The following is a 12523-nucleotide window of genomic DNA, read 5'->3' as shown; positions in this document are numbered from 1 at the left end:
CGCCATGAAGGGTCTCAAGAAGCAACGCCGTATTCAGGTTATCGCCGTCGCGGTGGTTGCGTTGATCGTGTCGACGGCCTTGATTGGGTATGCCTTGCGGGACGGGATCAACTTTTTCCGCTCCCCGACGCAAGTGGCCGAAGCACCACCAAGCGAGACGGAGACGTTCCGTATCGGTGGGCTGGTCGAGGAAGGTAGCCTAAAGGTCAATGAGGCCGAAGAGATCACCTTTAATGTGACCGATGGCAACGCGGTTGTCTCGGTCGCATACAAGGGCATCTTGCCGGACTTGTTCGAGGAAGGCCAAGGCATGGTCGGCACCGGTCGCTACATTCAAGGTGTCTTTCAAGCCTCTGAAATTCTTGCGAAACACGACGAAACCTACATGCCGAAAGAGGTCATCGACGCGTTGAAAGAGCAAGGCGTTTACCAAGAGGCGGACGGTAGCTAAAGGCTGCGTTAACCCCCTTTGGATCATCTTCGGCCTCGCGTTTTAGCGGAGGCCCAAGATGCAAACTGTTCAAGAAATCGCCCAAGACATAGTGCGCCGCGAAGGCGGTTATGTGAATGATCCCGACGACCCCGGGGGGCCCACGAATTACGGCGTCACACTGCACACCTTGCGCCGGTTGGGGCTGGACGTGACGGGGGACGGCGAGGTGTCGATCGCCGACGTCAAAGCCTTGTCCGAGGCCCAAGCCGTCGACATTTTCATCACCCACTACCTGCGTGCGCCGCGCATCGACCAACTGCCGGAACTTTTGCAAGCCAGCGTGTTCGACATGCATGTCAACGCAGGGCGCAATGCCATCAAAATTCTGCAACGGCTGCTGAATTCCATGGGCTATGACGTCGCGGTTGATGGGCGTATCGGACCGCACACGATCAAATTCAGCTACGCCGCATGTCGCGACGCGCCCGACCATATGGCAGATGCATATGCCATTGCGCGGCGCGACTATTATTACGCACTGGCTGACCGTCGGCCCGCCTCCCGCAAATACGCGCGGCGCCGCGACGGGGGTAAGGGCGGCTGGATCAAACGAGCCGAAGACTTCATGTCGCGCCACTACCACCTGTCAGCGGCGGATCACCGCAAGCGGGTGTCCGCATGGGGTTGATATCAAGGGTTCTCGGGGCGGGCGTGAAAGACGCGGCGGATGCGGCGGTTGATGTCGCAGAAGTCTTTCGCCCGAACGCCACGCGCCAGATGGAGCTGGGTCATGAAGCGTTTTCGGCCGCTCTAACGCAACACGGCGCAGAGTTCCAATATGGCGGTGTTGGACGGTTCGATCGCCTGATGAACGGGTTGAACCGCTTGCCGCGCCCGATGCTGGCGCTTGGGACTTTAGGGCTGTTCATCTACGCGATGGTTGATCCCTACGGCTTTTCGGATCGTATGCGCGGGTTGGCCTATGTGCCCGAACCGCTGTGGTGGTTGCTTGGCGCCATCGTCAGCTTCTATTTCGGCGCGCGGGAGTTGCATTACAAACGTGCGCCATCCCGTGCGCTAAGGCGGCCAAAACCATCAAGCAATCCTGCGCTGGAGGCATGGCGGGCGCAGCGCGGCGGATAAATCGGCGCATGACGACGCGTTTCGCTTTTCTAAACGGATCAGTTCGCTATCGTGCGCTCAACATCTGATCTGGAGAGCCAAATGCAATATGAAACCCTGCGACTGACCGTTGCTGATAATGTGGCGGTCATCGAGTTTACCCGCGATGCCGTGATGAACGCTTTAAACACCCAAATGCGCGCGGAGATTTTGCACGCGGTGAAAGCGGCGGAGCATTCCGCGCGGGTGCTGGTGCTCACAGGCAAGGGGCGTGCGTTTTGCTCCGGTCAGGACTTGGGCGACAGGGCGACCGTTGCGGCGACTGACTTGGAGCGCACGTTGCGGGACGAATACGTGCCCATGTTGATGGCGATTTATAACTGTGCCATCCCCACGATATCGGCGGTGAACGGTCCGGCAGCGGGGGCAGGGGCCAACTTGGCCTTGGCAGCAGACGTGGTGATCGCCACGAGATCCGCCGTGTTCTTGCAGGCGTTCACGCGGATCGGCCTTATCCCCGATGCGGGCGGCAGCTACTTTCTGCCGCGCCAGATCGGGATGGCGAAGGCCATGGGCGCAGCCTTGTTCGCGGAGCCGTTGACGGCAGAGGAAGCCAGCGCATCCGGCATGATCTGGGAAGCCGTGGCGGATGAGGATTTTGCACAGCATTGGCGCGACCGCGCCGCCCATTTGGCGAACGGCCCGACAGAGGCCTACGCGCGGGTCAAAAAGATTATCCGCTCCAGCTTCGACAATGATCTGGAAAAGCAACTTCTGCTGGAAGCCAAGCTACAAGGTGAATGCGGCAAGACCCATGATTTCCGCGAGGGGGTGCTTGCGTTCCTCGACAAGCGGGCTGCGAATTTTGAGGGGCGCTAGACGCGCATTCCTTCGCACAAAAGAAAAAGGCCACCCGCGAAGGTGGCCTTTTTTATTAGCGCTTCTCGATGTCCACGTAATCGCGGGATGTCTCGCCCTTGTAGAGCTGACGCGGACGTCCGATTTTTAGGTTCGGATCGGAGATCTGCTCTTTCCACTGCGAAATCCAGCCGACGGTCCGCGCGAGCGCGAAGATCGGTGTGAACATAGATGTCGGGAAGCCCATCGCTTCCAAGATGATGCCCGAGTAGAAATCGACGTTCGGGAACAGCTTTTTCTCTGCGAAATATGGATCGGCCAAGGCCTGCTTTTCCAGCTCCATCGCGACTTGCAGCAGCGGGTTATCTTCGACGCCCAGCAGCTCCAGAACTTCGTCGGCGGACTGCTTCATCACAGTCGCACGCGGGTCGAAGTTTTTGTAGACGCGGTGGCCGAAGCCCATCAGGCGGTAGCTGTCGTTCTTGTCTTTCGCCCGCGCGATGAACTCCGGAATGCGGTCAACAGTGCCGATTTCCTTGAGCATCTCCAAGCACGCTTGGTTCGCACCGCCGTGCGCAGGACCCCACAGGCAAGCGATGCCAGCGGCGATACACGCGAACGGGTTCGCACCGGAGGAAGACGCGAGGCGCACGGTCGAAGTCGACGCGTTTTGCTCGTGGTCCGCATGCAAGGTGAAGATACGGTCCATTGCGCGTGCAAGGATCGGGTCCACTTCGTATTTCTCGGCGGGGACCGAGAAGCACATGTGCAAGAAGTTCGCCGCGTAATCCAAGTCGTTGCGCGGGTAAACGAACGGCTGGCCGATGGAGTATTTGAACGCCATGGCTGCAATGGTTGGCAGTTTGGCGATCAGGCGGATGGCGGCCACTTCGCGCTGCCATTCGTCGTTAATGTCGGTGCTGTCGTGGTAGAACGCGGACATGGCGCCCACAACGCCCACTAGGGTCGCCATCGGGTGTGCGTCACGGCGGAAGCCACGGAAGAAGTTGTGCATCTGCTCGTGAACCATGGTGTGGTTGGTCACGCGCGCTTCGAAGTCTTCCAGCTCTGTTGCGGACGGCAGTTCACCGTAGAGCAGCAGGTAGCAAACCTCTAGAAAATGGGACTTTTCAGCCAATTGGTCGATCGGGTAGCCGCGGTGCAGCAATTCGCCTTTTTCGCCATCGATAAACGTAATGGTGCTGTCGCACGCCGCCGTGGAGGTGAAGCCGGGGTCGTAGGTGAACACATCCCCTTGGGCGTAGAGTTTGGTGATGTCGAGCACATCGGGCCCCGCGGTCGGGGTGTGAATTGGGAGCTCGATTTCCTTGTCGCCAATTATCAGTCGTGCGAATTTATCAGACATGCAATCACCTTTCGTGTGTCCGGAGGTAACGCGGTCGCAACCCCCTGTTATACATGGCGTTTACCGCCACGCTGGTTTATTTTTTAGTATCCCGTCCGGCCAGCGGCGTGGGGTCATTCAGCAGCGACAGCTGCCAGCCTTTCAAGCGTCTCATCACGCCCAATGACCATCATCATGTCAAAGACGCTCGGGGATGTTGCGCGGCCCGAAAGCGCGACCCGAAGGGGGCCTGCAAGTTTCCCGAATTTGAGATCATGCGCCTCGGCGAACCCCATAATGGAGTGCTCCAGCGCCTCGCGTTCCCAGCTAACAGTTTGCAGCTGCGGCGTCAATTGCTTCAGTATACCACGGGATACCGGATCGAGTAACTTTTCCGCTTTTTCGTCGTGTGTAAACGGCGGCTCGTCTAGCACAAACGCGAACTTTTCGATTAAAGCGCCAACCGTTTTATCGGCCACATCAAGTGCTGCGAACGCATCGACGAAGGCCTTCGCCTTGTCGTCACTCAACGCAGGCTCACCAGTTGCAGCAAGGTAGCTTTGCACATCGTGCAGCATGGTATCGGCATCACTCATGCCGATCTGATGACGGTTAATGTTTTCCATTTTCTTAAAGTCGAGGCGGGCGGGCGCTTTTCCCATGCCGTCGAAGCCGAACCATTCCAATGCTTGCTCGGTGGTGAACACCTCATCATCGCCGTGGCTCCAGCCGAGACGCGCCAGATAGTTGCGCATGCCTGCGGGGGTGTAGCCCATCGCCGCGTATTCCATGACGCCAAGCGCGCCGTGACGTTTGGAGAGCTTCTTGCCGTCCGGCCCGTGGATCAGCGGGATATGCGCAAAGGTCGGGAGGTCCCAGCCCATGGCGTTGTAAATCATGGATTGGCGCGCGGTGTTGCCCAAGTGGTCATCGCCGCGAATAACATGGGTGACACCCATATCGTGATCGTCGACCACCACCGCCAGCATATAAACGGGGCTCCCGTCGGAGCGCAGCAACACCATATCGTCCAGCGTATCGGCCTGCCATGTGACGTCCCCTTGGACTTTGTCCTTGATCGTCACAGCACCGTTTTGCGGGGCTTTGATGCGGACGACAAATGGCAGGTCGGGGTGCTCTGCCTCGGGCACATCGCGCCAAGGGGAGCGGAAGAGGGTGGAGCGGCCTTCGGCCCGTGCGGCCTCGCGGAAGGCCTCGATCTCGTCTTGTGTCGCGAAGCATTTGTAGGCCGCGCCGCTGGCCAGCATCTCATGGGCGACTGCCGCGTGTCGGTCCGCGCTCTCAAACTGGCTAACCGCGTCGCCGTCCCAGTCCAAGCCCAGCCACGTCAGCCCGTCCAAAATCGCTTGCGTAGCTTCGGGGGTGGAGCGCGCGCGGTCCGTGTCTTCAATGCGCAGCAGGAACTTGCCGCCTTGGCTTCTGGCATAAAGCCAGTTGAAAAGCGCGGTGCGCGCGCCGCCAATATGCAGGTAACCGGTTGGGGAAGGGGCGAAGCGGGTGACGACGGGGGAGCTGGTCATAGCGCGATTAACCTTTTGGAAAACATGTTCGGGCAGGATCTGCCCCATGAGGTCAAGCCGTTCAGGCTGACCCGTTCGCGCTCAGGTTTAGGCAATCGCACCGATGGAGACAAGGGCAGCTCACGCACGTAAGCCATCCTTTCACGCGACGTTTTTCGCGGCTATCGCAGGGGGGCTCAGCGCGCAGAGCGGGCATTGGTTCCCGTGGACGCCCGTGTGTTTCGCAACGGGCCTGGGGCTCTATTTTTCCGTATTGTTTGAGCCTGAACCTGGGCATTTCGCGGCCCCTGCACTCGGGCTGCTTTTCTTATGGATGGTCAGCGGGGTTTTCGGTTGGTGGCGCTGGCGGGGGGTGCTTGTGGCGCTTTGGGCCATGACATTGATAATCGCGGGCGCCTCCGTCGCCAGCTACCGCACACATAGCGTTGCAGCCCCCGTCCTGTCCTACCGTTACTATGGCCCTGTGGAGGGGCGGATCATCGCCATCGACAAATCCGCGTCCGAAAAGCCGCGCCTGACGCTGGACCGCGTGGCGTTGGCCCGCGTCCCGCCAGCAGCGACGCCGCGCAAGGTGCGTGTGTCTTTGCACGGGCCGGATTTGGGGATCACCTTTGCGCCGGGGGACGTGGTGATGACGACAGGCCACCTTGGCCCACCCGCCGGACCGGTGGAGCCTGGCGGTTTCGACTTTCAGCGCCATTTGTGGTTTCAACAGTTGGGCGCTTTGGGCTACACGCGCACCCCCGTGCTGCGGGCGGCCCCCGCAGAAAGTTCGGGATGGCGCTTGCGCCTCTACACGTTTCGTTTGGCGCTCTCGTACGCCGTCAAGGCGCGGATGTCTGCCGCCGAAGGCCCGTTCGCCGCTGCGATCATCACGGGAGATCGGGCTGGTCTGGACCCGACACTGCTGGAAACTTTGCGGGCGTCGAACCTCGCACATTTGTTGGCTATCTCTGGCCTGCACATGGGATTGCTAACGGGGGCGGTGTTCGGGGTGGTCCGCTTGTTGCTCAGCATCAGTGGGCGGGTGTCTTTGCGCTATCCGATCCGAAAAATCGCGGCCCTTGCGGCCTTGACTGCCGCCGTGATCTACCTCGGCGTGTCAGGTGCGAACGTTGCGACACAGCGGGCGTTCATCATGGTGTCCGTGATGCTCTTGGCGATTTGTGTTGAGCGTCCGGCCCTCTCGCTACGGGCGGTGGCGATTGCGGCGCTATTGGTCTTGATCCTATCGCCGGAGGCCTTGGTCGGACCGGGCTTTCAGATGTCCTTTGCCGCAACCACGGCGCTTGTCGCTGTGTTTGCCATCGTGCGCGACCGCGCGATGTTCTTGAAGTTGCCCAAGTGGCTGTCGGGCCCTGCGGCGTTGCTGTTGTCGTCGTTTATCGCGGGGGCGGCGACGGCGCCTTATGGGGCGGCGCATTTCAACCAAGTCGCACAATACGGGTTGCTGGCGAACTTGATGTCAGTGCCGGTTATGGGGCTTGTGGTGATGCCGGGCGCATTGCTTGCGGCGTGCCTGACACCGCTGGGGCTGGAGGGCGCGGGCCTGTGGGTAATGGAGCAAGGTCTCGCGTGGATTTTGTGGGTCGCGTCGTTTGTGGCGGGGTTAGACGGCAGCACCCGCGCCATTGTCGCCCCCGGACCGTGGGTTTTGCCACTGGTCACGTTTGGCGGGTTAATCTTGTGTTTGTGGCAAGGGTGGGGGCGACTTCTAGGAACGCTGCCACTGCTTGTAGCGCTGCTGATGTGGCACGGCGCAGTGCGTCCGGTGGTGCTGATATCGGAAACGGGGCGATTGATCGGCGTCATGCAAGATGACGTGCGTGGGTTGAACAAGCCCAAAGGCGACGGGTTTTCCGCAAGAGTATGGCTGGAGAACGACGGGGATATATCGGATCAGGCCGACGCCGCTGCACGGTCAGGATTTTCACCCAACTCTGTTACGGTGTCTTTGGGTACAAAGCGCCTGCTGTTCAACGCGACCAACCCCGAAACCTACGACGTGTCAGAGATCTGCCCCGCAGCCGACATTGTGGTGTTACCACGGTTTGACGACACGTTGCCTGAGGGGTGCCAAGGTTGGGCGGTGCCTGACTTCCGTGAGGGCGGGGCGGTGGCAATCTACCGAACCGACGCCGGACTTAGATATGAAAACAGCCGGTCGCGACAAGGCAACCGGCTGTGGGTTAAGGCGTCTAAAAGCAGGCGTCAGTAGGAGCGGATCAACCCGACCAAGCGGCCCTGCACTTTGACTTTATCGTCCGGCAAAACGCGTGTTTCATAGGCGGAGTTTGCAGGCTCCAGCGCGATGGAGGAGCCGTGGCGGCGAAAGCGTTTCAAGGTTGCCTCTTGGTCCTCGACCAAGGCCACCACGATATCGCCGTTGTTGGCTGTGATCTGTTCGCGGATCACCACAACGTCGCCGTCGTTGATGCCAGCCTCGATCATCGAGTCGCCTTTTACCTCTAGCGCGTAGTGGTGCCCGCTGCCCGCCAACATGGATCCCGGCACCGCGACGTGGTGTGACACTTCGCTGATAGCTTCAATCGGGGTACCCGCCGCGATACGCCCCATCACGGGGAGTTCCAGCGCATGCACACCTTCCAGCGGCATGGCTTTCGGGTTGGCCGCAGGACGGTCGCCTTCGATCACGCGCGGCTTGAAGCCACCGCTTTCCATGGCGTCGGGCAGCTTCACGATTTCAAGCGCGCGCGCCTTGTGGGCCAAGCGCTGGATGAAGCCGCGTTCTTCCAAAGCCGTGATCAATCGGTGGATGCCTGACTTGGACCGCAAATCTAGCGCGTCCTTCATTTCGTCGAACGATGGTGGCACGCCATCACGTTGAATACGGCCATGAATGAATTTCAAAAGGTCCAGCTGTTTCTTTGTCAGCATCGGCGCAGATCTCCCTGATGGTCCCGCGTTATTCGCGTTACGTTCTCAGATGTTCTACTGCTGTTCTTCGTTTGTGTCAACGTTTACAGCGTGATGACCTCGACCATGTCTCCGACGTTGCGCGCGGGGTCGTTTGGCGGGCGTACGATCAATGCGTTCGCTTGGGACAGAACAGTAAGCAGCGCGCTGTCCTGCCGGTCAAAGGCGGCAACTGCACCGTTCGCACCCACCGCACGCATGTAGTGTTCGCGACCTGCGTTCGCAGGGAGCGGTTTGCTCAGGGGCATGGACGTGCGCCTGCGCGCAGACGCGGGCAGGCCAAGGAAACGGTCGAGAAGGGGGCGCACGAAGATTTCGCCGCACACCATGGACGACACCGGATTGCCGGGCAATCCGATCATCGCCATCTTGCCGATCCGACCTGCCATAAGCGGCTTACCCGGACGCATCGCGACCTTGTAGAACTGCCGTTCCAGCCCCAGCGTTTCGGCAACGTCCGCCACTATATCATGGTCACCCACGGATGCGCCGCCGATGGTGACCAACAGGTCTGCGCCCTCCGCCAGTGAAAGCGCCATTTTCAAGGATGTGGGCGTGTCCTTGGCGATGGGCAGCACCCGCGAGATAGCGCCTGCACGGCGAAACATAGCCGCGAGCCCCAGCGAGTTGGAGGCGATGATCTGGTCATCGCGCGGCACTTCGCCGGCCTGAACCAACTCGTCCCCCGTAGCGACGATCGCGACCACGGGCTGGCGGCGAACCGGTACCTGCGCGATATTCATCGACGCGAGCAGTGCCACATCCGATGGCCCGAGCCTGCGCGGCGCGGCTATGATATCGCCCACGGCAAAGTCACCGCCCGCTGGCCGGATGTGGAGCCCTTCGTCCAAATTGCCACGCAGGGTGATGGTGCTTCCTTGGCGCAGGACGTCTTCTTGAATGATGACCCGCGTGGCACCTTCGGGCAGGGGCGCGCCGGTAAAGATGCGCACGGCCTCGCCCACGCTAACAGCACCGGTGAAGCGGTGACCGGCTGCGGCCTCGCCGATCACTTTGAACCTGTCGCCTTCAGAAACGTCAGTGCTTGCCACCGCATAGCCGTCCATCGCGGAGGCCGAGAACGGCGGCTGATTGCGCGTGGCGGCCACATCACTGGCCAGAACGCGACCGTCTGCTTCCCCGAGGGGCACGAACTCCTGCTCCAACGGCGCGCCAAGCTCCAAGACCGCCGCGAGCGCCTCGGCGACGGTGATCATGGGCGCGGGGCCTCGAAGGTGCCGGATTTTCCGCCTTCTTTGCGGACCAGACGGATATCGCAAATTTCCATGGTCTTTTCGGCGGCCTTCACCATGTCATAGATCGTCAACGCGGCGGTGGAGACGGCGGTGAGCGCCTCCATCTCAACGCCGGTTTGGCCTGTGGTTTTTACCGTGGCCTCAATCCGAATGCCGGGCAGCGTGCTGTCGGGCGTCATCTCCACAGCGACCTTGGTGATCGGCAGCGGGTGACAAAGCGGGATCAGGTCGGCGCATTTCTTCGCGCCCATGATGCCAGCCAAACGGGCGACGCCCAGCACGTCGCCTTTCTTGGCGCGGCCCTCGGTGATCAACGCGAAGGTTTCTGGCAGCATCTTTACGCAACCTTCGGCCACCGCAACCCGCGAGGTGACGGCCTTGTCCGACACATCCACCATATGCGCATGGCCTTCGCCGTCGAAATGCGTCAGCTCCGCCATCTACATGCCGCCAGTTTGTGGTTTGTCGCTCAGGATGTGGCGGGTCGCTGAAGCCACATCGTCTTGGCGCATCAAGCTCTCGCCGATCAGGAAGCAACGCGCGCCGTAGCGGGCCAGATCGGACAGGTCGGACGGCTCGAATATGCCGCTTTCCGCAACGATCAGTTTGCCCTCCGGCACAAGGCGGGCCAACTCGCGGGTGGTGTCGAGCGTGACATCAAAGGTGTGCAGGTTGCGGTTGTTGATCCCCAAGAGCTGGCTTTGCAGGCGCAACGCCCGCTCCATTTCCTCGGCGTTATGCACTTCGACCAACACGTCCATGCCAAGCTGCATCGCGGTGCTTTCCAGTTCTTGCGCCAAGGCGTCGTCGACCGAGGCCATGATAATCAGGATGCAATCGGCCCCAAGGGCGCGGGCCTCATAGACTTGGTAGGTGTCGTAGAGGAAGTCTTTGCGCAGCACAGGTAGGTCACACGCCTCGCGTGCGGCGACAAGGAAGTCGTCCGATCCTTGGAAGGACGGCCCGTCGGTCAGCACGCTCAGGCAAGTTGCGCCGCCTTCGGCATAGGCCGTGGAAAGGGCGGGGACGTCGAAATCCTCACGGATCACGCCTTTAGACGGGCTGGCCTTCTTGATCTCCGCGATCAGGCCGTAGCCGCTGATCGCCGCCTCGGACAGCGCCGCTGCGAAGCCCCGCGGCTCTGGCGCGTTGGCGGCGTCTGATTGTACGTCTTCCAAGCTGCGCGCTTCCTTGCGGGCAGCGATTTCCTCAAGCTTGTAGGCCTTGATCTTCTCTAGAACGGTTGGGGTGCTCATTTGGCCTCCGAGGTCAGGTTGGCCAAGGCTGTCACCTTGGCTTTGGCGGTGCCACTGTCGATGCTGGTGCGGGCCATGTCCACACCTTCGCGCAGGTTAGCGGCTTTGTCTGCGACAACTAACGCAGCGGCGGCGTTTAGCAAGACGGCGTCGCGGAACGCGGATTTCTCGCCCTCCAGCAAGGCGCGGAACTCCACGGCGTTCTCGGCGGGGGTGCCACCGATGATGTCCTCGAAAGGATGCGGGGTCAGGCCCGCATCTTCAGGTGCGACCTCCATTTCATGGACAGCGCCGTTTTCCAGCACAGCAACCTTGGAGGGCGCGGAAATTGCCAGCTCGTCAGTGCCGTCGCCACCGTGGACCAGCCACGCTTTCTCTGAGCCAAGGGCCAGCAAAGTCTCCGCCATCGGGCGGATCAAATCTGGCGAGAACGCCCCCGTCAGTTGGCGCGTGACGCCAGCGGGGTTTGTCAGCGGGCCGAGAATGTTGAAGATTGTGCGCGTACCAAGCTCCGCACGCGTCGGCATGACGTGGGCAATAGCTGGGTGGTGCATCGGGGCCATCATGAAGCCGATGCCGATGTCTGCGATGGCACGCTCCACCACATCGGCGGCGACCATCACGTTGATGCCCATTTCCCCAAGCGCGTCGGCCGCGCCGGATTTGGAGGACAGGTTACGGTTGCCATGCTTGGCGACCACAACGCCAGCCCCCGCCACAACAAAGGCGGTAGCGGTCGAGATGTTTAATGTTTTCTTGCCATCACCGCCGGTGCCGACGATGTCCATCGCACCCGCCGGTGCTTTGACCGGATGGCATTTGGAGCGCATGACAGCGGCGGCGGCGGCGTATTCTTCCACGGTTTCGCCGCGCGTGCGCAGTGCCATCAGGAAGCCGCCAATCTGGCTGGGCGTTGCGCGCCCCTCAAAAAGCGCTTGGAAGGCCACTTCAGCCTCTTCGCGGCTTAGGGCGCGGTCTGCCGCGATGCCGATCAGCGGTTTTAGATCATCACTCATCAGCGGTCTCCGGTTTTGGCGGGCAACACGTCCAGAAAGTTTTTCAACATCTCATGGCCGTGTTGCGACGCGATGCTTTCGGGGTGGAACTGGACGCCGTGGATCGGCAACTCACGGTGCTTCAGCCCCATGATCGTGCCGTCTTCCAGCTCTGCCGTGACTTCCAGTTCGTCGGGCAGGGTCGCACGGTCCACAACCAAAGAATGGTAGCGCGTTGCCTCGAACGGGGAGGGCAGGCCTTTGAACACGCTTTGGCCCTTGTGGATATAGCGCCCCATCTTGCCGTGCACGATAGCGCTGTGGCGGATCACGTCGCCGCCGAAGGCTTCGCCGATGGTTTGGTGCCCAAGGCACACCCCGAAGAGCGGCGTCTTGGTTTCTGCGGCCGCCGCCGTCAGGGCCAAGCAGATACCGGCGTCTTTTGGCGTTTTCGGGCCGGGGCTGAGGACAATCCCGCGCGGGTTCAGCGCCATGGCCGCCTGAACGTCGATGGCGTCGTTGCGGACAACTTTCACATCGGCACCCAACTCGCCAAAGTAGTGCACCAGATTATAGGTGAAACTGTCGTAGTTATCGATCAATAGCAGCATCATCTTACCCTTTGCTCGGAAAGGGCTTTCCACCGCCATCCGTGTCGCGGTATAAATGCCCAGAGCTGCGTGCCGGGGTCAAGGCCGCTTATCTAGGCGCCCCGCAACAAACAGGGCGTAAACGCCTGAAATGTCACGTATGCTCTTGGGTGGCATGACTAATGTTCGG

General features: G+C 60.8%; 13 protein-coding genes. 5 read left to right on the top strand and 8 right to left on the bottom strand.

Features of this window, described 5'->3' with window-relative positions; all coding sequences use genetic code 11:
• The first annotated feature begins 4 nt into the window (after positions 1 to 4).
• The 4 genes from ccmE (at position 5) to BLW66_RS04560 (ending at position 2434) form a co-directional block, all read left to right on the top strand.
• Positions 5 to 451 carry a cytochrome c maturation protein CcmE gene (gene ccmE / locus BLW66_RS04575; protein ID WP_089945429.1) on the top strand — a complete coding sequence of 149 codons (447 nt, stop codon included), beginning with the start codon at positions 5 to 7 and terminating at the stop codon, positions 449 to 451.
• Positions 452 to 509: 58 nt separating this feature from the next.
• The gene (locus tag BLW66_RS04570; protein ID WP_089945427.1) at positions 510 to 1121 is read left to right on the top strand and encodes a holin-associated N-acetylmuramidase; all 612 of its coding nucleotides are present in this window, start codon (positions 510 to 512) and stop codon (positions 1119 to 1121) included.
• Positions 1112 to 1576 (top strand): holin family protein, encoded by a 465-nt coding sequence (locus BLW66_RS04565; RefSeq protein ID WP_089945425.1) that lies wholly within the window; start codon positions 1112 to 1114, stop codon positions 1574 to 1576. Before BLW66_RS04570 ends, BLW66_RS04565 begins: the two co-directional genes overlap by 10 nt.
• A gap of 81 nt (positions 1577 to 1657) precedes the next feature.
• Positions 1658 to 2434 (top strand): enoyl-CoA hydratase-related protein, encoded by a 777-nt coding sequence (locus BLW66_RS04560; protein WP_089945423.1) that lies wholly within the window; start codon positions 1658 to 1660, stop codon positions 2432 to 2434.
• A 55-nt stretch (positions 2435 to 2489) separates the two neighbouring features.
• On the opposite strand, the gene BLW66_RS04555 is transcribed toward BLW66_RS04560, so the two are convergent.
• Together BLW66_RS04555 and gltX are read right to left on the bottom strand one after the other, a co-directional pair.
• A complete protein-coding gene (locus tag BLW66_RS04555; RefSeq protein WP_089945420.1) occupies positions 2490 to 3779 on the bottom strand; it encodes a citrate synthase in 1290 nt (429 codons plus the stop codon).
• A gap of 113 nt (positions 3780 to 3892) precedes the next feature.
• Positions 3893 to 5299, bottom strand: coding sequence for a glutamate--tRNA ligase (gltX, locus tag BLW66_RS04550; RefSeq protein ID WP_089945691.1), 1407 nt, complete (start codon positions 5297 to 5299; stop codon positions 3893 to 3895).
• A 103-nt stretch (positions 5300 to 5402) separates the two neighbouring features.
• Here gltX and BLW66_RS04545 point away from each other — a divergent pair, with 103 nt between their 5' ends.
• Entirely contained in the window at positions 5403 to 7517 is a 2115-nt protein-coding gene (locus BLW66_RS04545) for a ComEC/Rec2 family competence protein (protein ID WP_089945419.1), read from the top strand.
• Here the strand turns inward: BLW66_RS04545 and lexA are convergent.
• The 6 genes from lexA to BLW66_RS04515 form a co-directional block, all read right to left on the bottom strand.
• A complete protein-coding gene (gene lexA, locus BLW66_RS04540; RefSeq protein ID WP_089945417.1) occupies positions 7511 to 8197 on the bottom strand; it encodes a transcriptional repressor LexA in 687 nt (228 codons plus the stop codon). The genes BLW66_RS04545 and lexA overlap by 7 nt on opposite strands.
• Before the next feature lie 83 nt (positions 8198 to 8280).
• A complete protein-coding gene (locus BLW66_RS04535) occupies positions 8281 to 9453 on the bottom strand; it encodes a molybdopterin molybdotransferase MoeA (RefSeq protein ID WP_089945415.1) in 1173 nt (390 codons plus the stop codon).
• Entirely contained in the window at positions 9450 to 9932 is a 483-nt protein-coding gene (moaC, locus tag BLW66_RS04530; protein WP_089945412.1) for a cyclic pyranopterin monophosphate synthase MoaC, read from the bottom strand. Before moaC ends, BLW66_RS04535 begins: the two co-directional genes overlap by 4 nt.
• Positions 9933 to 10748: an indole-3-glycerol phosphate synthase TrpC gene (gene trpC, locus BLW66_RS04525; RefSeq protein ID WP_089945410.1), complete on the bottom strand. Its 816-nt coding sequence runs from the start codon at positions 10746 to 10748 to the stop codon at positions 9933 to 9935.
• Positions 10745 to 11764: an anthranilate phosphoribosyltransferase gene (gene trpD / locus BLW66_RS04520; protein WP_089945408.1), complete on the bottom strand. Its 1020-nt coding sequence runs from the start codon at positions 11762 to 11764 to the stop codon at positions 10745 to 10747. Before trpD ends, trpC begins: the two co-directional genes overlap by 4 nt.
• Complete coding sequence (locus tag BLW66_RS04515) at positions 11764 to 12354, bottom strand: anthranilate synthase component II (protein WP_089945407.1); 591 nt, start codon at positions 12352 to 12354, stop codon at positions 11764 to 11766. Before BLW66_RS04515 ends, trpD begins: the two co-directional genes overlap by 1 nt.
• Between the last annotated feature and the right edge of the window lie 169 nt (positions 12355 to 12523).

Origin of the sequence: Litoreibacter albidus, assembly GCF_900107015.1 — a bacterium.
GTDB lineage: Bacteria > Pseudomonadota > Alphaproteobacteria > Rhodobacterales > Rhodobacteraceae > Litoreibacter > Litoreibacter albidus.
The sequence above is the reverse complement of the archived record's forward strand: the minus strand, read 5'-3'. Positions and strand labels throughout refer to the sequence as shown.